We start from the raw sequence: 19292 nt of genomic DNA on the forward strand, positions 1-19292 counted from the left end.
GACTTCCTTCGCCGGTGGTGTCGATCCGGCCGGGTCTCGTTCGTCGTGACGGTAGAACACGTGACGCCGACACGAGAGGTATCCACATGACGTCCTTGACCCCTGCCCCCGAGCGGGTCGTGTCCGTCCAACGCCGCACCCGACTCCTCCTGAGCTGCGGCACGGTCGCCGGTGTCCTCTTCCCGGCCCTGTCGTTCGGGCAGGCCTTCACCAGATCCGGGTTCGACCTGCGCCGCCACGCGTTGAGCTCGCTCACCCTCGGTGACCTCGGTTGGTTGCAGTTCGTCGCGTTCGTGGGCACCGGCCTGCTGGCTCTCGCCTTCGCGGTGGGCCTGTGGTGGGTGCTGCGTCCGGGCCGGGCCGGCACGGTGGGGCCGGTGCTGGTCGGCGTCTACGGGGCGGCGATGGTCGGTGGCGGCATCTTCGTGCCCGACCCAGCGCTCGGCTGGCCGCCGGGCGCCCCGGCGGGGCTTGCCGCCCACGCCAGCACGGGCAGCGTCCTGCACACGGTCTGTGGCGCCGCGGCGTTCCTGTCGCTGATCGCGGCGGGTCTGCTGTTCGCCCGGCGGTTCGCCGGCCAGGGGCGGCGGGGTTGGGCGGTCCACAGCGCCGCCAGCGGGGTCGTCGCGTTCGTGCTCACCGCCCTGCCGTGGAGCGAGGAGAGCGCGAGCATCCGCTTCGCCGTTGGAGCGGTGATCATTTCGGGGTGGCTCGTCGCTCTCTCCTGGCGAGCGCGCCAGGATGTGGCCTGACCTGTGCGTCGGCGCCTCGTCGTACGGGCGTGAGAGCATCCCGTCATGGCGGCATCGAAAGAGCCGGTGACAGCTCCGACCGAGGTCAGCGTCGATGATTTCCTGGCGGCGGTTCCCGACGAGCGTAGGCGGGCCGACGCGGGGCGGCTCCGCGCGCTCATGGGCGAGGTGACCGGCGAGCCGGCGGTGCTGTGGGGTCCGAGCATCGTCGGCTTCGGCAGCTACCACTACACCTACGACAGCGGGCGTACGGGCGACGCGCCGCTGGTGGGTTTCTCACCGCGCAAGCAGCACCTCGTCGTCTACCTCGTGGGCGGTTTCGAGGATCGGTACGGCCCGATCCTCGAACGCCTCGGCCCCCACCGCACCGGAAAGGGCTGCCTCTACCTGAAACGGCTCGACACCGTCGACGAGAGCGCGCTGCGCGAGCTGATCGACCGCACCGCGCGGGTGCACCAGGGCATCGACCGGGCCAGCCGACGCTGACCCCGCACCGCCTGGTCAGGTCATTGACCCGTCCATACCACCTTCGCGCCGGAGTCGCCGGTGCGGATCACGTAGTACAGGGCGACGCCCGCGGCCACCAGCGACAGCACCTGCAACGCCAGGGTCAGCGCCCGACCCGTGCCACCGCCTCCGGTCTCGCTCGCCTCGGCTCGGGGCGGGACGAACCGAACCAGTGCCAGCGCAATGATCGCCAGCCCGATGGTGGCCCAGAGCGTGATGTCGCCGAACTGCTGGTGGGCCTCGATCTTCGGCACGAACTCGGGGGTGACCCGGTTGGCGGACCGCATGCGGGCGAAGAAGGCGTCACCGGAGAGCTTCGCGAGCAGCGCGGCGAGCGGCGCGCCCAGCGCGAGCAGCCCCAGCACCCAGCGGGTGTGTGGCCGGACAGGCGCGACGAGCGCATACGCCACGGTCAGGAGGGCCAGCAGCGGCACGAACACGACCGCGGCGTGCAACACGAGAGGGTGGGCGGGGATGCCCATGAACTCCTCGAACATCGGCGTCTCCTCCGGCGGTGGCGGGCGGACCGTGATCGTCCAGGGAAGGACGCTATCGGTACGCGCGGGGTGTGTCAGCCCCCAATGTGCGAGCGCGGTTCCGCTCGTTGCGGGACAGCGCGATGACGAGTCTGGCTTCGGTGATGGCCGACGCCGGCCGCGCGGCTGACCCGGCCGCCCTGTGCGCGGCGCAGTTCAGGTACTGGCGCTCGCCACCGCTGCGGCCCGGCACCCGTGAGTTCCTGTCCCGCGTCACCGTGCCGATCTGCCTGGTGTCCGATGTGGACACGGACGACGTGCGTGCCGCGATGGCTCACCACGGCCTGGCCTCCACGGCCGTGGTGACCAGCGAGGCCACCGGCGCGTACAAGCCGGACCGGGCCATGTTCGATTGGGCGCTCGCCGCCCTCGGGTTGGAGGCGCACGAGGTGCTGCATGTCGGTGACTCGCTCACCGCCGACGTGGGCGGGGCGCACGCGGCGGGCATCCGGGCCGTCTGGGTCAACCACCGGGGGCAGACCGCGCCGCGCGATGCCCCGGTCGCGTACGAGATTGCCGACCTGTCCGAGCTGGCCGAGATCCTCCGATAACGGCCCGGCCGGCCAGCCACCGTCGTGGCCGCCGCGGGCGGCGCGCACCCGGGCGGGCACTCGGGCTCAGGCCACCACGGACCGCACACCGAGGCCGAGCAGGATCACGCCGGTCAGCCGATCGAGCATGCGTCGAACGCTGGCCGTGCGGAGCAGCCGGGCGGCGGCACCGGAGACGGCGGTCCATCCCGCGAGCCAGCAGCTGTGCAGCGCGGCGTGCGCCGTGGCGAGAAGCAACATCGGCACCAGCACCGGTCGGCCCGGTTCGAGGAACTGCGGCGCGAGGGTGAGGTAGATGGCGGCCGCCTTGGGATTCAGGACGTTGCTCAGCAGCCCCTGGAGGTAGGGGTGGTGGACGCGCCACGGAAGCCTCCGGATGCGGACCGGAGCGGGCCGGCCCGTGGTCGTCGGCGTCTCCTCCGCCGCGGCCACGCCCGACGCCCCTGACCTGGCCGCTGTGCGGCGGTAGGTCGCGGACCAGAGAAGCCAGAGCCCGAGCCCGACCAGGTAGGCGGCACCCACCAGCTTGACGACCCAGAACGCCTGCGACGAGCGAAGCACCAGCGCGGCCAGGCCGACGGCGGCCAGGGTGGCGTGCACGTACAGCCCGGTGACCGTACCGAGGATCACCCACCACCCCTGCCACCGCCCGCCGGTGGCCACGCGCGAGACGACCAGCGTCAGGCTCGCTCCCGGCGTGGTGGTGATCGGCGCGACGGCGACCAGAAAGCCGAGCACGGCGACCCCATGCGTGCTCATACCACGACCCGGTAGTGGGTCGTGAGCAGGCCGGTGTCGTCGTACACGTGGAATGCGACGCCGGGTGGCTGGGCCTGGGTGGTCAACCGTCCCTCGCCCTCCCAGGGCATCCGAAGGGTGGAGACCACCCCCGGCGCGATTCGCAGTGGGCGGCCGGCGAAGGTGCTCGCGGCGGCGGTGTGGAAATGCCCGGTCAGCACGGCGACGACCTGCGGGTGGGCGGTGACCAGGTCGGCCAGGGGGTCGGCGGGCAGCAGTCGCATGGGGTCGATGACCGGGTGGTGCAGCACGACCGGCGGGTGATGGAGGGCGATGAACGTCGGCGTCTCGGCCGGCACCGAACCCAGTTCGTCGGCGAGCCACGTCACGGTCTCCTCGTCCAGGTGGCCGTCGTCCTCGCCGGGCACGGAGGAGTCGGCAAGGAGGAAGACCGCACCGGCCACGTCGTACCGGGTGTTGATCGGGCCGGTGCCGCCACGGTCGTCGCCGAGTAGACCCTTGCGGTACGCGTCGCGCACATCGTGGTTGCCGGGACAGATCATGACCGGCAGCGGGGAGTCGAAGAGCTTGGCGGCGGTCTCGTATTCGGCCACCTCGCCATGGTCGGCGATGTCCCCGGTGATCAGGATCGCGTCGACCGGTCGTGGCAGGGCGTGCAGGTGGTCCATCACCCGGGCGGTCCGCTCGGCCGATCGGGGGTGGCTGTCGATGTGAGTGTCACTGAGGTGCGCGATGACCAACACGACGGCCCCTAATGGTTATCTACGGAAAAGGCATTAGGGAAGCTACACTGGCCGGCGTCGGCCACACAAGCCGGAACAGGAGGGGTCCGATGTCAGCCCAGCTCGCGCTCGCCCTGGTCAGCACGATTCGACATGACGGCAACGGCGGCGTCGCCGATGACCTCGCCGACCTCGCCGGCTTGACCGCCTGGCTCCGAGAGCAGGCCGAGCCACTGCGGGAGTACGTAGGCGGGTTCGAGATTCCTGGCGGCGTGGTCGACGAGCGGACCCGGCTCGACGTGGTCGCGGTGCGCCGCGCCGCGCGAACCCTCTTCGCGGTGGCGGTCCGCCCAGGCCCGCCGAGCCGGGCCGACTCCGCCTCGCTGCTCTCTCCACAGGAGGCGGTCGCCCGGCTCAACCAGGCCGCTGGGGCGTTGCCGGTCCGGCCGGTGCTGACCTGGGCGGAGGAGGACACGCCGTCCCTCGCCTGGCACGGCGAGGCGGCTGACACGCGGCTGGCGATCACCGCGGGGCTGGCACGTGCCGCCATCGAGTTCATCGCCGGTCCGACCCGCGACCTGTTGCGCGCCTGCCCCGCGCCACGCTGCGTACGCTACTTCGTCAAGGACCACCCGCGTCAGGAATGGTGCAAGCCCTCCTGCGGCAACCGTGCCCGCGTCGCCCGCCACTACCAGCGGCACACCCCGGCTCGATAGCTGCCCCGTTCAGCTCCGGGAGCGTGGCAGGCAGTCCTTCTTGTACTTCAGACCCGAGCCGCACCAACACGCGTCGTTGCGCTCCGGTGGCCAGGGAATCCGCACACTCGGTCGAGCCGCGAGCTCGCCCGCGTAGCCGGCCCGGATCTGCGGGTCGGCCGGATCGCCGTTCCGTCGGCTGGCATGGGCGTCCAGGCCGGCCACCGTCGCGCTGAGCACGCCCAGACCGGTCCCGCCCGCGTTCGCCAGCCGGACCAGCTCCTTCTCCAGTCGGGCCCGGTGCGCGTCCCAGTCCGGCCCGTACGCCTCGGTCAGGTCGGGGTGTTCGGCCAGCAGGCGGTCGAACTCGGGGCGGGGCCAGAAGATCAGGTCCTGCTGGCCGCCCTCGCGCTGCGCCGCCCGACGGACGAGCTGGGTCTCCAGCCGGTCCGCCAGATCGTCGTGCCGGTCGTGCGGCAGGTTGAGATTCCGGCGTACCCGGTGTCGCTGTTGCAGCAGGAAGAAGAGGACACCGGGCGCTTCCGGGGGGCCGACCTCGACCGGGGGCTCGACGGCGGTGATGGCCTGCGCCGCCCCTCCGGCGGCGGTGGCGCGCTCGCCGAGCAGCGTGTCCACCGCCTCGCTCAGCCACGTCTCGGCGATCGCCGAACGACCACCGGAGTCCAGCGCCGCGCTCACGTAGGCGGGGGCGTCGGGCTGGACGAGCAGGAGCGGGCGAAGGGCGGTCAGCTCCGCCATCGCCTCGTCCTCCCGGCCGGCGGCCTGGAACAGGGTCCGGGCCCGCAACGCCCGGGCGAACCCGGCCCGGGGGTCGTCCCCGGACGGGTACACCTTTAGGGCCCGCTCCGCGTACCGGAGCGCGGCATCTGACTTCCCCCGGATCTCGGCGATCTCGGCGGCCAGGGTCAGCGCGTCGCCGGCGTCGTCCGGGTCCTCCAGCCGGTCCTGTCGCACCGCGTCGGACAGGTCGGCGGCGACACCGAGCGGGTCGGCCATCCCGAGCGCCGAGCGGCGAAGTTCGGCGAGGTCAGCCTTGGTGAGTACGTCTTTCGTCGGCACGATCTCACGCTACGTCGGGGCGCTCCCGGTGTGCCGGCAGATCCGCTGTAACGCCGCTCTCACGTCGGTGCCCACGTCGCTAGATCTGGAGGAAGCTCTGCACCCCGGCCAGCTTGAGCACCTCGGTGCGGACGTCCGCGCACTGCTCCCGGCTGAGCTTGTCGATCTCGCTGCCGTCGGGTACTCCGCCCCGCTCGTCGTACCATCCGCTGAGTCCCGTGGCGAGCCGCCCCATCACCTCGATCTCGCCGGGTGCCTTGCGCAACGCCGGCAGCTCAACCCGCAGGTAGTCACAGAGGGCGCTCGCCGTGACCCCACCCGACCCGGAGCCCGTGCCGGTGGTGGCGGACGCGGCCGCTGCGGCGCTCGGCTCGGCGCTCGGGCCGGACGGCGACGAGCCGGTGGTACTGGCGGTGCCGCCTCCGCAGGCGGTGAGCGTCATGGCCGACAGGCAGGCCAACGCGAGGAGCCGCACCCTGTTCATTCGTGACTTCTCCGATCATGCCGCTGCTGCAACAAGTGTTCATTCGTGGCGGACCGGATCGACGCTATGCCAGATTCCCGGGTGGGGAATCGGGCGTTTCCCTATCCACCGACCTCGCGCACCATGAACACGTCCACCGGATCCTCGGTCTCGAGTCTGAATCCGTGCCGCTCGTACAGCCGCCGCGCCGGACTGCCCTGCAGCACGTTGAGCCGGACCAGGGTTCCATCGCGGTCGCACCGCTCCAGCAGCCCGCGCAGCACCGCCGAACCGATGCCGCTGCCCTGCAGGTGCGGGGCCAGGTAGAAGTGCTCCAGCCAGTGGGCGTCCTCGGCCGGTCGCAGCGACACGCAGCCGCCGAACGCGCCGCCCACCTCGATCACCCAGGTGTGCGCCGGCGTGAACCCGTCCCGCAGTCGCTGCCGCACCCGCTGTTCGTCGTACCGCCCGAGCCGCTCCAGATCCGCCCGCAGCACCACGGCCCGCAACTCAGCCACCGCGTCGACGTCCGCCGCCGAAGCCGGCCGGATCTTCCAGTCCGCCATGATCGGCAGGCTACTGCGGCGGTCACGTCACCCTGACCGGCGGTCGCCGCGTGTCCGAATCCGAACCACGGGGCGATCAGGTCGACGAGGATTGTCCCGTGACGAGCGACGACCGGCACCGACGATGGTCCACCCGGACCGCCTGGGTCGGCCGGTTCAACTCGCCACTGCGCGCGTTCCTGCACACCGAGACCGGCGGCGCACGAGTGGTGCTGGTCGCTGCGGTGGTGGCGCTCCTGTGGGCCAACATCCACATGTCGTCCTACGAGTCGCTCTGGAGCACGTCCCTCTCCGTCCAGCTCGGCGACTGGCACGTGTCCCACGACCTGCGTACCTGGGTCAACAGCGGACTCATGACGTTCTTCTTCCTGGTCGCCGGGCTGGAGCTGCGCCGCGAGTTCGACATCGGCGAGCTGCGGGAGCGGCGCCGGCTGGCGTTGCCGCTGCTGGCCGGGCTCGGCGGCATGCTCGTGCCGATCGTGATCTATCTCGTGATCAATGCCGGGCGCACCACCGCCGCGGGCTGGGGCGCGGTGATGGCCACGGACACGGCGCTCGCACTCGGCGCGCTGGCCGTCTTCGGGCCGCGCTTCTCGGATCGGTTGCGGGGTTTCCTGCTGACGGTCTCCGTCATCGACGACCTGGTAGCGATCGCGGTGCTGGCGGTCGCCTACCCGAAACATCCTTCGGCGACGGCGCTGCTCGCCGCGGCGGGGATCTTCGGCCTCGTCCTGGTCGTCCAGGCCTCGGGCGTGCGGTTCGGGCCGGTCTACGCGCTGCTGGGGGTGGCGGCCTGGCTCGCGGTCTCGGAGTCCGGTGTCGATCCGGTCGTGGTGGGCCTGGTGATGGGGCTGCTGTCCTACGCCTACGCCCCCGGTCGCAGCGAACTGCAGCGGGCGAGCGACCAGTTCCGCCTCTTCCGGGAACAGCCCACCCCGCAGCTCGCCCGTTCGGCCCGGGCCGGGCTCACCTCTGCGTTGTCGCCGAACGAGCGGCTGCAGATCCTCTACCACCCGTGGGCGAGCTACGTGGTCGTGCCGCTCTTCGCGCTGGCGAACGTCGGGATCATGATCGACGGCGAACTGCTGGGCAGGGCCGTGGCCTCCCCGGTCACGCTCGGCGTCGTGGCGGCGTACGTCGTCGGCAAGCCGGCCGGGATCGTGGTCACCTCGTGGTTGGTGGCGCGGCTGAGCGGCAACCGGTTCCGGCCACCGGTCGGCTGGGTCGCCGTCGCCGGGGTCGGCACGGTGTCCGGCATCGGGTTCACCGTCGCTCTCCTGATTGCCACCCACGCGCTGCACGGCCCGGCTCTGGAGGAGGCGAAGCTCGGCATCCTCGTCGCGACGGTTGGCTCGTCCGTCATCACCTGGCTGGTGTTCCGCTCTGCTGCCCGGCTCCCGCCGGCGCGGCGTGCCCGCGCGCTGCTGGGCGTCGCCGAGGCCATCGTCGACCTGATGCCTCCGGTCGATCTGGAGCGCGACCACGTGCGCGGGCCGCGCGAAGCACCGGTGACGGTCGTGGAGTACGGCGACTTTGAATGCCCCTACTGCGGGCAGGCCGAGCCGGTGGTCCGGGAACTGCTGGCCGACTTCGCCAACATCCGGTACGTCTGGCGGCACCTGCCGCTGACCGACGTCCACCCGCATGCCCAACTCGCCGCCGAGACCGCCGAGGCGGCGAGTGAGCAGGGCGCGTTCTGGGAGATGCACGACCTGCTTCTCGCGCACCAGGACGCCCTCAATCCCACCGATGTGCTCGGCTATGCCGAACAGATCGGCCTGGACCTCGACCAGTTCCGGGAGCACATGGTCAAGTTGAAGAGCGTCGACCGAATTGCCGCCGACATCGAGTCCGCCGACATCAGCGGCGTCACCGGCACCCCGACCTTCTTCATCAACGGCCGGCGCCACCACGGCGCGTACGACATCACCGCGCTCTCCGCGGCGGTGGAGGCGGCGTTCGCGAGCGCCAAGCTTCGCCCCGAGTACCGCCGGCGGGATCGCCGGCGCCGCAGCGAGGGCGGATCAGCGAGCTGACCGACACCTGCGCACGGCGGCTCGTCCCGTTCGGCCTTGTGGACCGCCGCCCCCACGCGCTCTACGATCTTGGGCATGCGGACCGAGCCTCCCGGCGTGGCATCTGCCCCTGAGTTGGGATCGCTCCCACTCACGCCGGACGCCGCGGACGTGGAACGCCAACCTCTGGCAGGACGCCACCGGCCTGCTGCTGTGGATGTCGCACCCGGCGTGGCACAGCACGGTCTGGCAGACCTACGACTACGACCTCGACGTGAACGGCGCCTACTACGGAGCCCGCAAGGGCTGCGAGCCGCTGCACGTCCAGGCCGACCCCGGCACCTGGCAGGTGCGGGTGGTCAACCACACCACCACCGCGGTCAACGATGCCACCGTCACCGCCCGGCGCTACGACCTGAACGGCCGGTCACTGGGCACGCCCCAGCGTCAACGGGTGGACGTCGCCCGGTCGTCCACGTCGGCGGTCTTCCCGCTCGCCACGCCGGACGGTGGCGGGCTGCACCTGGTCCGGCTGGAGCTGCGGGACGGCCGCGACCGGCTGCTCGCGGAGAACACCTACTGGCGGTACGACGAGGCCGAGCAGATGCGGGCGCTCAACGATCTGCCCACGGCCCGACTGTCGACGTCGACCGGCGTCGTACGCGTCGTCGACGGCCGGTCCACCGTCACCACGACGGTCCGCAACCAGGGCCGCACGGTCGCCGCCCTGGTCCGGCTCGCCGTGCGTGACCAGCACGGCAAGCGGGTTCTTCCGGCCCGCTACGACGACAACTACTTCTGGCTCCTGCCGGGAGAGACCCGTCAGGTGCAGATCTCCTGGCCCGCGCGGTCCGGTCTCGCCCGTCAGGTCAAGGTGACGGCTCAGGCGTACAACTCGGCCGGCCACTAGGAGTACGCGGTGGGAGGCGGCCCGGGGGCCCGCTTCCCACCGCGACTTGGCCGACTCGTGCCGCATTGAAAGCGGGCCGCGGCCAGCCCGGTCGGTGTTGTGGGCGCTATACCGCACAGGCATAGATCTACCTGTGCGGTATAGCGCACGTTGGCGAGATCGTCGCGCGTCCACCGCACGGACGAACGGACCGGCGCGTCACTTCTTCCTCAGCACGGCCTCGCGCCAGATCAGACCGGCGATACTCGGCCGGGTCTCGGTGGTGATCACCGCCATCGCCCGGCGGACGAACCGGTCGTCGGTCAACTGCGCCACCATGCTCGCCGCCAGATCGGCGCGTGCCGTGAACAGGCCGTCCGCGACGTTCTCCGCCACCTGGTAACGCGTGACGGCCGGGTGGTCGAACAGCCCGGAAGGCCGGGCGATGGTCCAGTCCAGGTCGCTGTCGCGTACGAGGGACTCCATGCGGCGCATGTCGTCGTGCGCGGTGCGGCCCACCCTGCGGTTGAACAGCGGATCCAGCACGTTGTTGAAGAAGAACTCGCCGGTCGGCCGCCAGGTTGGATCCATGACGCTGGAGCTGACCGTGACAAGGCGCTTCACACCGTGTCGGTGCATCGCGGCCAGGATGTTCGCGTTGCCCCGCGAGTACACGGTGATCGGCTTCGGGGTGAGCGGGACACCCAGGCTGGACAGGACCGCGTCGCTGCCGGCGACGGCCCGGTGGACGGCGTCCGGGTCCGCGACGTCGGCGCCGACCACGGTGAGGCCGGTGCGCGGCTGGACGGTGTGTGGGCGGCGGGTGACGGCGACGACCTCGTGGCCCGCGGCCAGGGCCTGCTCGGTGATGTGGCGGCCGGTGGGTCCGGTGGCGCCGAAGACGACGGTGCGCATGTGCTCGCTCCTCGTTGCGGGGTTGATGGCGTTGACCGTGCCAGCGGGGAGGAGCATTATTCAACTGTGTTGAATAAAACCCGGGGTCGACCCCGCGGCAACCCGGATACCAAGGCCCGCATCGCCGAGGTCGCCCGCGAGCTGTTCCTGAAGCACGGCTATCCGGGTACGACGGTCCGGGCGGTCGCCGCCGCGGCGGGCGTCGACTCGGCGCTCATCAGCTACCACTTCGGCTCCAAGCAGGGCCTCTTCAGCCAGTCGCTGACCCTGCTGTGCGTCGATCCCACCGCGCTCGACCAGGCTCTGCGGGGTGACCGGGCCGGCCTGGCCGACCGCCTGCTCGACTCGGTCACCGGCCTGTGGGACGCCGCATCGCCCGACGAGAACCGGATGGCGGTGCAGGACGACGACACGATGCGCGCCCTGCGCGACTACCTGGACGGTGAGCTGCGCCTCCGCGTCGCTGAATTTCTCGGCGGGCCCGACGCGACGCGACGCGCCACCGCGGCGGTCGGCGTGCTGGGTGGGCTGATCTTCACGCGGTACCTGAACCCGATCCGTTCGATCGGTGTGCTGTCCCCGGCCGACGTCCGGCGCGTCTTCGGGCCGGCGCTGCGGGCCGCCCTGCATGGCCGACCCCGCCAGCCGTGAACCCCGGCGAGAGGCATCCCCGGAGGTCTTGCGTGGAACATCGTATACAACATACGCTCCCCGAATCGTCCACTCGAGGAGCTCCCCATGACGAACCTCTCCCTCAGCGAAACAAGCCTGCCCCGGCGCCGTTCACTCCGCGCCGCGGTGGCGGCGGTCGCTGTTGCCTGCGCGGTCGTTGCCTGCTCACCGGTGTCGAACGGCGGGGATGACAACCAGTCCGGCGACAACCAGTCGGCAGGCCAGGATTCCTTCGGTACGCCGGCAGACCCCGCTGCCGTGAAGCAGGGCGGCAAGCTGGTCATCGCCCTCTCGGCAGAACCCGACGCGCTGGACCCGACACTGTCGCGCAGCCTCTACTCCCGCTACGTCTTCCAGGCGATGTGCCAGAAGCTCTACGACGTGAACGAACAGGCGCAGGTCGTACCGCAGCTCGCGACCGCCCTGCCCACCACGAGCAGCGACGGCAAGACGGTCACCATCCCGCTGCGCCAGGGCGCCCGCTTCGCGGACGGGACGCCGTTCGACTCCGCCGCGGTCAAGGCCACCATCCAGCGACACCTGACCCACGACCGGTCGGCGCGCAAGAGCGAACTCGGTCCCATCGACGGCGTCGACACCCCCGACGCGCAGACCGTCGTCCTCCGGCTCAAGCAGCCGTTCGCGCCCCTGCTCGGCGCCCTCGCCGACCGCGCCGGCATGATCATGAGCGCCAAGGCGTTGCAGGGCCTCGGAGACGACTTCGCCTCGGCGCCGGTCTGCGTCGGCCCGTTCAAGTTCGCCAAGCGGGTGCCGCAGAACTCCATCGACGTCGTGAAGGACCCGAACTACTACGAGGCCGACAAGGTCCACCTCGACGCCATCTCGTGGCGCATCCTCAGCGACGCCAGCATCCGCGCGGCCAACCTGCGCTCCGGCGACGCCCAGGTCGCCGACAGCGTCTCCACCCAGGACGTCGCCTCCCTGCGGCAGGACTCGGCGGTCTCCGTCCTGCAGTCGCAGTCCCTCGGCTACCAGGGCCTCACCATCAACATCGGCAACGTCGACGGGGTCCGCACCCCGCCCAAGCCGATCAACCGTCCTATCGCCCAGAACGCCAAGGTCCGGCAGGCCTTCGAGCACGCGATCGACCGCAAGGCCCTGGTCGACGCGGTCTTCAACGGCATCCACACCGCCGCCTGCTCACCCATCTCTCCCGCCAGCCCGTTCTCGTCGCCCGAGGCGCAGACCTGCCCGGCGCACGACCCCGCCAAGGCCAAGCAGCTCCTCGCCGAGGCGGGCGTGCAGACCCCGTACACCGTCACGCTCCTCGCGTCGAACACGCCCGACACGCTGCGGCTCGCGCAGGCGCTCCAGTCCATGCTCAAGGACGGCGGGTTCGATCTGAAGATCAACCCGGTGGAGTACTCCTCGCTCCTCGACGAGCAGGACCGCGGCAACTTCGAGCTGCTGCAGCTCGGCTGGAGCGGGCGGATCGACCCGGACGCCAACATCACGAACTTCGTCGGCACCGGCGCGAGCCAGAACGTCGCCGGCTACAGCAACCCCCAGCTCGACGCCCTGCTGACCCAGGCCCGCCAGTCCGGTGACATCGAGGAGCGCAAGAAGCTGTACGGGCAGGTGGTCACGCTGCTCCAGCAGGACGACGCGCTGATCTACCTCTACCGGCAGCGGAACCTCACCGCCGTCAGCAAGCAGATCCAGGGCCTGCAGGTCTTCCCGGACGGCGTGATCCGCGCGGCCTTCGCCGGTTTCGCCAAGTAGGTCTCCGTGGCCCGGTATCTCCTCACCCGCGCCTGGCAGTCGGCGCTGACCCTGCTGTTGTCGACGATCGTGGTGTTCTTCGGCGTACGGGCGCTCCCCGGTGATCCGGCCCTCGCGTTGGCCGGGGAGGACCGTTCGCCGGAGGCGCTGGAGGCCATCCGTCGGCACTACGGGCTCGATCAGCCGCTGCCACTGCAGTTCGCGCAGTACGTGGAACGCATGGTGCAGGGCGACTTCGGGGTGTCGATCCGGACCGGTACGCCGGTCTCGTCGATGCTCACGACCGCCCTGCCGGTGACCGTTGAACTCTCCGTCCTGGCGATTCTTCTCGCCACGGCGCTCGGCGTCGGCGCCGGGGTGCTCGCGGCGGTACGCCGCGGGCGCCCGGCGGAGTGGGTGGCCAACGGCATGGCCCTGATCGGCCTGTCGGTGCCGCACTTCTGGCTCGGGCTGCTCGCGATCCTGTACCTCTCCGTGGCGACGGGGCTGTTCCCCGCCTCCGGCTTCGTGCCGATCCTGGAGGACCCGCTGGACAACCTGCACCACATCGTCCTGCCGGCGGTGATCCTCGGGACCGGCCTCGCCGCCATCATCATGCGGCAGACCCGGTCGGCGATGCTGGACTCGCTCTCCTCCGACTACGTACGGACAGCGAAGGCGAAGGGCCTGCGGCCGCGAGCCGTCATCACCCAGCACGCCCTGCGGAACAGCCTCATCGTGGTGGTGACCGTGGTGGGCCTCCAACTCGGGGGCCTGATCTCGGGCGCGGTGGTCACCGAACAGATCTTCGGGCTGCCGGGCTTCGGCAAGATGACCATCGACGCGGTGTTCCAGCGGGACTACCCGGTGATCCAGGCCGTCGTCCTGCTGACCGCGACGGCGTACATCGTGATCAACTTCTTCGTTGACCTGCTGTACTCGGTCATCGACCCACGAATCAGGGTGACGGGAGATCCGGCATGACCGTCCTCACCGTTCCCATGGCGGAGACCGGTTCCGTCAGCATCAGCCGACGTACGCGCGTTCTGCGGCGGTTGCGACGCAACCCGCTCGCCGTCGTGAGTTTCGTCGTGCTCGCGCTGGCAGCCGTCATCGCGCTGCTCTCGCCCTGGATCGCGCCGTACTCCGTCGACCAGACCGACTTCGCCCGCACGTTCGCACCCCCCGGCAGCCCCGGCCACCTGCTCGGCACCGACGACCTCGGGCGGGACGTGCTGTCCCGGATCATGCTCGGGGCGCGGGCGTCGCTCCAGGTGGGGCTCCTGGCGGTGGCCACCTCCCTGGTCATCGGTGTTCCGCTCGGGCTAGCGGCCGGCTACTTCCGGGCCTGGGACGCCGTCATCTCGCGCTTCACCGACCTGCTGCTCGCGTTCCCGTTCCTGATCATGGCGGTCGGGTTGGCGGCCATCCGGGGCGCCAGCCTCGGCAACGCCGCCGTGGCCATCGGCATCGCCCAGATCCCCGGCGTGATCCGGGTGGTGCGCTCGGACACGTTGCGGCTCAAGTCGCTGGACTTCGTCGCCGCCGCCGTCGTGGACGGCGCGAGCGACCTGTGGGTGCTGGCCCGGCACATCCTGCCGAACGCGACATCGGTGATCCTGGTGCAGGCGACGGTCGCGATCCCGGCCGCGATCCTCGGCGAGGCGGTGCTCTCGTTCCTCGGCCTCGGCATCCAACCCCCGGCCCCCAGCCTGGGCACGATGCTGGCCACCGCCCAGCAGTTCGCCGCCCGAGCCCCGTGGGCGGCGGTCCTTCCCGGAGTCGTCATCATGGGGCTGGCGCTCGCGTTCAACGTCTTCGGCGACGCCCTCCGGGACGCCCTCGACCCGAAGGGAGACCGGGGATGACCACAGCCGAACGGGCGGGACCCGCCGCCGCGGTCGCCACACCCGTCCTGGCGGTACGCGACCTCTCGGTCTCGTTCCCCACCGAGACCGGGACCGTCTCGGCGGTCGACGGGGTCAGCCTGGATCTCGCACCCGGAGAGATCGTCGGGATGGTGGGCGAGTCGGGATGCGGAAAGAGCGTCACCGCGATGAGCATCGCGGGACTGCTCCCCGGCAGCGCCCGGATCTCCGGGTCGGTGCGGCTGAACGGCACCGAGCTCGTCGGCACCCGGGAGTCGGCGCTCCGCCGCGTACGCGGCAAGGAGATCGCCTACATCTTCCAGGAGCCCATGACGTCGCTCAATCCCGTGCTCACCGTCGGGCGGCAGATCGGCGAGGTGCTCCAGATCCACGAACGGATGTCCCGACGAGCCGCCCGGGCTCGCGCGGTCGAGCTGTTGACGCTCGTCGGGATCCCGTCCGCCGCGAAACGCGTCGACAACTATCCGCATCAGCTCTCGGGAGGCATGCGCCAGCGCGTGATGATCGCGATGGCGGTGGCCTGCGGCCCCAAGGTGCTGGTGGCCGACGAACCGACCACCGCGCTGGACGTCACGGTCCAGGCCGGCATCCTGCAGGTGCTCCGGGACCTGCGCGACCGGCTCGGCACGAGCATCCTGGTCATCACGCACGACCTCGGCGTGATCGCCGACATCGCGGACCGCGTCGTCGTCATGTACGCCGGGCGGGTGGTGGAGCGGGCACCGGTCACCGACCTGTTCGCGCACCCGTACCACCGGTACACCGCCGGGCTCCTGTCGGCGTCACCGACGCCGGGGAGGCACGCGGGCACCGACCGGTTGCAGGAGATCCCCGGTCTGGTGCCCGTCCTGTCGGTCCAGCCGGACGCGTGTACCTTCGCGGACCGGTGCCCCGCCGCCGACGAGCGGTGCCGCGAATCCGCGCCGCCCCTGGAGGTGGCGGGGGCCGGCGGCACGGACCACCTCGCGGCCTGCTGGCACCCCTGCCCGACGCCCCGCGAGCGCGAGGAGGCGAACCGATGACGGCCCAGCCGGACGCCCTGGTCATCGAGGACCTGGTGATGCACTTCGGCCCGGTACGCGCCGTGGACGGCGTGTCCCTCACGATTCCGAGGGGCCGGGTCACGGCCCTGGTGGGGGAGAGCGGCTCCGGAAAATCGACGGTGGGTCGCTGCGTGGTGCGGCTCGTGGAACCGACCGCGGGTGTGGTCCGGATCGCCGGTACGGACGTCACGCACCTGTCCCGGGGACAGCTACGCCCGCACCGCAGTGAGGTGTCGATCGTCTTCCAGGACCCCGCCGCCTCACTGGACCCGCGCATGCTGGTGGGCGAGGTCGTGGCGGAGCCGTTGCGACTGTCCGGGAAGCGGATCCCGCGGCGTGACCGGGAGGCCCGGGTCGCCACGGAGCTCGAGCGGGTGGGTCTGCGTGCCGAGGTCGCGCGCCGCTATCCGCATGAGCTCTCCGGCGGGCAGCGCCAGCGGGTCAGCATCGCGCGGGCCCTGATCTCCGAGCCCCGGTTGCTCATCGCGGACGAACCGACGAGCGCGCTCGACGTGTCCGTGCAGGCGTCGGTGCTCAACCTCCTCGCCGACCTGCAACGCGACATCGGGTTCGCCTGCCTCTTCATCACCCACGACCTGTCCGCCGTCGAGTACCTGGCGGACGACATCGCCGTCATGTACCTGGGCCAGCTTGTCGAGAAGGGTTCGCGCGAGCGGATCTTCGCTCGGCCCGCCCACCCCTACACGCAGGCGCTGCTGTCGGCCGCGCCGGTGGCCGACCCGGTCCGTCAACGGCAGCGCCAGCCGGTGCTGCTCGGCGACGACCTTCCGTCCGCCCTGGATCCGCCGTCCGGCTGCCGGTTCCGCACCCGGTGCCCGCTCGCGTTCGACCGGTGCGCGACGGAGGTGCCGGCGCAGGTGGGGATCGGCGACGGCATGGCCGCGTGCCACCTGGTCCAACCGGACGGCAGTGGGCCCGACGTCCGGGCCGCAGATACGAGTGAGGTGTTGTCATGACGTTCACCACCAGACCGACGCTGCAGGGAACCTTCGGCATGGTGTCCTCGACGCACTGGCTCGCCAGCCAGGCGGCCATGGGGATCCTCGAACGCGGCGGGAACGCCTTCGACGCCGCGGTCACCGCCGGGTTCGTCCTGCACGTCGTCGAACCACACCTCAACGGGCCGGGTGGCGAGGTGCCGGCCATCGTGGCGACCGCCCAGGACCCGACCCCGAAGGTGCTGTGCGGGCAGGGTCCGGCGCCGGCCGGGGCCACCATCGCGCACTTCCGGAACCTCGGGATGGACCTCATCCCCGGATCCGGCCCGCTCGCGGCGGCCGTGCCCGGCGCCGTGGACGCCTGGCTCCTCCTGCTGCGCGACCACGGCACGCTCTCCCTCGACGAGGTGCTGGAGCCGGCGATCGGCTACGCCGGGGCGGGCCACCCACTGCTGGGTCGGGTCGGGGACACCGTGGCCACCGTCCGGTCACTGTTCGAGGAGCACTGGCCCACCTCCGCCCAGCTCTGGCTGCGCGATGGCCGGCCTCCGGCGGCGGGGGAGCTGTTCGCCAACCCGGCCTACGCGCGCACCCTGCAGAAACTGGTTCAGGCCGGGCAGGCCGCCGGCGCGGACCGGGAGGCGCAGATCGAGGCCGCACGGCGGGCCTGGAGTACGGGTTTCGTCGCCGAGGCGATCGACCGGTTCAGCAGGGAGCCGTTCCAGGACTCCAGCGGGAGCCCGCACGCCGGGCTCGTCACCGGCGCCGACCTGGCCGCCTTCTCGGCGACCTGGGAGGAACCGGCCACCCTGGACTGGCACGGCTACTCGGTGGCGAAGACCGGGTTCTGGGGTCAGGGCCCGGTGCTGCTGGAGACGCTGTCCGTCCTCGACGCGCTCGACGACCCCGGCGCGTACGACCCGTCGACCGCGGCCGGCATCCACGCCCAGGTCGAAGCGCTCAAGCTCGCCTTCGCCGACCGCGAGGCCTGGTACGGCGACGACGCCGACGTGCCCGCCAAGGCGCTGCTCTCCCGGGAGTACGCGCGTGAGCGGGCAGCCCTGATCGGCGCCCGAGCGTCGGCGGAGCTGCGACCGGGGCGGCCGGACGGGGCGGAACCGCACCTCCCGGCGCACGTCCGACCCGGTGTCGTCCGCCGGGCCGACTCGACGGACCCGACGACGGGGGAGCCGACGGTGCAGGCGGACGGGGTGACCCGCGGCGACACCTGCCACGTGGACGTGGTCGACCGCTGGGGCAACATGATCTCCGCTACCCCGAGTGGTGGCTGGTTGCAGAGTTCGCCCACCATTCCGGACCTCGGCTTCCCGCTGGGCAGCCGGTTGCAGATGTTCTGGCTTGAGGAGGGTCTCGCCTCCTCGCTCGCTCCGGGCCGGCGCCCGCGTACCACGTTGAGCCCGACGATGGTGCACCGCGACGGGGAGCCGGTGCTGGCCTGTGGCACACCCGGCGGCGATCAGCAGGACCAGTGGCAGTTGCCGTTCCTGCTGCGTCACCTCGCCGGCGGTCAGTCCCTTCAGGAGGCCATCGACGCGCCCGCGTGGCACACCGTCAGCCTGCCGGGGTCGTTCTACCCGCGCGCGATGGAGCCCGGTGTCCTGGTGGTGGAGGACCGCGTCGACGAGGACGTGCTGGCGGCGCTGCGGGCGTACGGGCACGAGGTGCGGCTCTCCGACGCGTGGAGCCTCGGTCGGCTCTGCGCGGTGACCCGCGACCCGGCCACCGGCGTGCTCGCTGCCGGCGCGAACCCGCGGGGCATGCAGGGCTACGCGTGCGGGCGTTAGCGGGTGCCGGTGCCGTAGCCGCCCTCGGCGTTCTCGTAGGCGGCCGCGGACGCCGCGTCGAGATGGGCGAGGGCGGCCCGCTCGGCGCGGTCGCCGTCGCCTGACTCGATGGCGTCGACCAACTGGATGTGCTCGGCCCACGAGTGTGGTGCGCGTTCCGCGGCCCCCAGCCGAAAGACCCACTGGACATGGAGGTACAGCGCCTTGGCGATCGACGACAGCCAGGGGTTGCCGCTGATCTGGAGGATCCGCAGGTGCAGGGCGCTGTTCAACTCGGCGACCCGGCGCAGGTCCTGGCGCTCCGTCGCCTCCCGGCCCTGCTCCAGCAGCAGCCGCAGGGCGGCCACGTCCGCCTTGGTCGCCCGCTCGGCCGCCAGCCGGGCGGCCAGTGCCTCCAGGCGCTCGCGGACGACGAACATGTCCGAGATGGTGCCGCTGCTCGGGGAGGCGACGACCGCGCCGCGGCGGGGGAGGATCACGACGAAGCCCTCCGCCTCCGCGACGCGCAGCGCCTCGCGGACCGGGTTGCGGGAGACGCCGAAGTCCTCGGCCAGCCGGTCCTCGGTCAGCCGCTCCCCGGGCAGGTAGTCGCCGTCGATGATGGCGGTCCGCAGGGCGGTGAGGACCTGGTCGCGTAGCGGCAGGTGTTGAGTGCCGAGCTTGTCCCGCAGATCTTCAGCCACCTGGATCGCCTCTCCGTGAATCATCCGGGGCAAAGTGTATACGAAGAACAATCTTTGGAGGTAGCCGAC

Annotated in this window: 21 protein-coding genes; 13 read left to right on the plus strand and 8 right to left on the minus strand. The window is 71.4% G+C overall.

Features of this window, described 5'->3' with window-relative positions; all coding sequences use genetic code 11:
- Positions 1–86 precede the first annotated feature (86 nt).
- Together ACFYPS_RS00660 and ACFYPS_RS00665 are read left to right on the plus strand one after the other, a co-directional pair.
- Positions 87–752 carry a DUF998 domain-containing protein gene (locus ACFYPS_RS00660; protein WP_354962573.1) on the plus strand — a complete coding sequence of 222 codons (666 nt, stop codon included), beginning with the start codon at positions 87–89 and terminating at the stop codon, positions 750–752.
- A 45-nt stretch (positions 753–797) separates the two neighbouring features.
- Positions 798–1238, plus strand: a complete 441-nt coding sequence (locus ACFYPS_RS00665; protein WP_354962572.1) for a DUF1801 domain-containing protein — start codon at positions 798–800, stop codon at positions 1236–1238.
- 20 nt (positions 1239–1258) lie between these two features.
- On the opposite strand, the gene ACFYPS_RS00670 is transcribed toward ACFYPS_RS00665, so the two are convergent.
- On the minus strand, positions 1259–1756 hold the full coding sequence (locus ACFYPS_RS00670; protein ID WP_354962571.1) for a DUF2231 domain-containing protein: 498 nt from the start codon (positions 1754–1756) through the stop codon (positions 1259–1261).
- Positions 1757–1878: 122 nt separating this feature from the next.
- Here ACFYPS_RS00670 and ACFYPS_RS00675 point away from each other — a divergent pair, with 122 nt between their 5' ends.
- Positions 1879–2346, plus strand: a complete 468-nt coding sequence (locus tag ACFYPS_RS00675) for an HAD family hydrolase (protein ID WP_387322115.1) — start codon at positions 1879–1881, stop codon at positions 2344–2346.
- 66 nt (positions 2347–2412) lie between these two features.
- Here ACFYPS_RS00675 and ACFYPS_RS00680 read toward each other — a convergent pair whose 3' ends face one another.
- Positions 2413–3105 carry a LysE family translocator gene (locus tag ACFYPS_RS00680; protein ID WP_354962569.1) on the minus strand — a complete coding sequence of 231 codons (693 nt, stop codon included), beginning with the start codon at positions 3103–3105 and terminating at the stop codon, positions 2413–2415.
- The gene (locus ACFYPS_RS00685; RefSeq protein ID WP_354962568.1) at positions 3102–3848 is read right to left on the minus strand and encodes a metallophosphoesterase; all 747 of its coding nucleotides are present in this window, start codon (positions 3846–3848) and stop codon (positions 3102–3104) included. The genes ACFYPS_RS00680 and ACFYPS_RS00685 overlap by 4 nt, the downstream gene beginning before the upstream one ends.
- 89 nt (positions 3849–3937) lie before the next feature.
- On the opposite strand from ACFYPS_RS00685, the gene ACFYPS_RS00690 reads away from it, so the two are divergent.
- Entirely contained in the window at positions 3938–4543 is a 606-nt protein-coding gene (locus ACFYPS_RS00690; RefSeq protein ID WP_354962567.1) for an ABATE domain-containing protein, read from the plus strand.
- A gap of 9 nt (positions 4544–4552) precedes the next feature.
- On the opposite strand, the gene ACFYPS_RS00695 is transcribed toward ACFYPS_RS00690, so the two are convergent.
- The 3 genes from ACFYPS_RS00695 to ACFYPS_RS00705 all read right to left on the minus strand — a co-directional run bounded on the left by ACFYPS_RS00695 (position 4553) and on the right by ACFYPS_RS00705 (position 6631).
- Positions 4553–5602: an SEC-C domain-containing protein gene (locus ACFYPS_RS00695; protein ID WP_354962566.1), complete on the minus strand. Its 1050-nt coding sequence runs from the start codon at positions 5600–5602 to the stop codon at positions 4553–4555.
- 79 nt (positions 5603–5681) lie between these two features.
- Positions 5682–6086: a hypothetical protein gene (locus ACFYPS_RS00700; RefSeq protein ID WP_354962565.1), complete on the minus strand. Its 405-nt coding sequence runs from the start codon at positions 6084–6086 to the stop codon at positions 5682–5684.
- 101 nt (positions 6087–6187) lie between these two features.
- Complete coding sequence (locus ACFYPS_RS00705; RefSeq protein ID WP_354962564.1) at positions 6188–6631, minus strand: GNAT family N-acetyltransferase; 444 nt, start codon at positions 6629–6631, stop codon at positions 6188–6190.
- A gap of 98 nt (positions 6632–6729) precedes the next feature.
- Between ACFYPS_RS00705 and ACFYPS_RS00710 the strand changes: the two genes are divergently transcribed.
- Positions 6730–8667, plus strand: coding sequence for a Na+/H+ antiporter NhaA (locus tag ACFYPS_RS00710; RefSeq protein WP_387322120.1), 1938 nt, complete (start codon positions 6730–6732; stop codon positions 8665–8667).
- Positions 8668–8863: 196 nt separating this feature from the next.
- Entirely contained in the window at positions 8864–9556 is a 693-nt protein-coding gene (locus tag ACFYPS_RS00715) for a glycoside hydrolase family 2 protein (protein ID WP_354962563.1), read from the plus strand.
- Between the two features lie 198 nt (positions 9557–9754).
- Here the strand turns inward: ACFYPS_RS00715 and ACFYPS_RS00720 are convergent, their stop codons facing one another.
- Positions 9755–10507: an NAD(P)H-binding protein gene (locus tag ACFYPS_RS00720; protein WP_354962562.1), complete on the minus strand. Its 753-nt coding sequence runs from the start codon at positions 10505–10507 to the stop codon at positions 9755–9757.
- 9 nt (positions 10508–10516) lie between these two features.
- Between ACFYPS_RS00720 and ACFYPS_RS00725 the strand changes: the two genes are divergently transcribed.
- From ACFYPS_RS00725 to ACFYPS_RS00755, 7 genes are all read left to right on the plus strand, one after another.
- Complete coding sequence (locus ACFYPS_RS00725) at positions 10517–11101, plus strand: TetR family transcriptional regulator (protein ID WP_354962561.1); 585 nt, start codon at positions 10517–10519, stop codon at positions 11099–11101.
- An 87-nt stretch (positions 11102–11188) separates the two neighbouring features.
- A complete protein-coding gene (locus ACFYPS_RS00730) occupies positions 11189–12865 on the plus strand; it encodes an ABC transporter substrate-binding protein (protein ID WP_354962560.1) in 1677 nt (558 codons plus the stop codon).
- Between the two features lie 6 nt (positions 12866–12871).
- Positions 12872–13828 carry an ABC transporter permease gene (locus ACFYPS_RS00735; RefSeq protein ID WP_354962559.1) on the plus strand — a complete coding sequence of 319 codons (957 nt, stop codon included), beginning with the start codon at positions 12872–12874 and terminating at the stop codon, positions 13826–13828.
- Entirely contained in the window at positions 13825–14712 is an 888-nt protein-coding gene (locus ACFYPS_RS00740) for an ABC transporter permease (RefSeq protein ID WP_354962558.1), read from the plus strand. The genes ACFYPS_RS00735 and ACFYPS_RS00740 overlap by 4 nt, the downstream gene beginning before the upstream one ends.
- Entirely contained in the window at positions 14709–15755 is a 1047-nt protein-coding gene (locus tag ACFYPS_RS00745) for an ABC transporter ATP-binding protein (protein WP_354962557.1), read from the plus strand. Before ACFYPS_RS00740 ends, ACFYPS_RS00745 begins: the two co-directional genes overlap by 4 nt.
- Positions 15752–16753 (plus strand): oligopeptide/dipeptide ABC transporter ATP-binding protein, encoded by a 1002-nt coding sequence (locus ACFYPS_RS00750; protein WP_354962556.1) that lies wholly within the window; start codon positions 15752–15754, stop codon positions 16751–16753. The genes ACFYPS_RS00745 and ACFYPS_RS00750 overlap by 4 nt, the downstream gene beginning before the upstream one ends.
- The gene (locus ACFYPS_RS00755) at positions 16750–18540 is read left to right on the plus strand and encodes a gamma-glutamyltransferase family protein (RefSeq protein WP_354962555.1); all 1791 of its coding nucleotides are present in this window, start codon (positions 16750–16752) and stop codon (positions 18538–18540) included. Before ACFYPS_RS00750 ends, ACFYPS_RS00755 begins: the two co-directional genes overlap by 4 nt.
- Here ACFYPS_RS00755 and ACFYPS_RS00760 read toward each other — a convergent pair.
- The gene (locus ACFYPS_RS00760; protein ID WP_354962554.1) at positions 18537–19247 is read right to left on the minus strand and encodes a GntR family transcriptional regulator; all 711 of its coding nucleotides are present in this window, start codon (positions 19245–19247) and stop codon (positions 18537–18539) included. The two genes, ACFYPS_RS00755 and ACFYPS_RS00760, sit on opposite strands and share 4 nt — an antisense overlap.
- Positions 19248–19292 lie beyond the last annotated feature (45 nt).

This window comes from Micromonospora sp. NPDC005087, assembly GCF_042872965.1.
Classification (GTDB): domain Bacteria; phylum Actinomycetota; class Actinomycetes; order Mycobacteriales; family Micromonosporaceae; genus Micromonospora.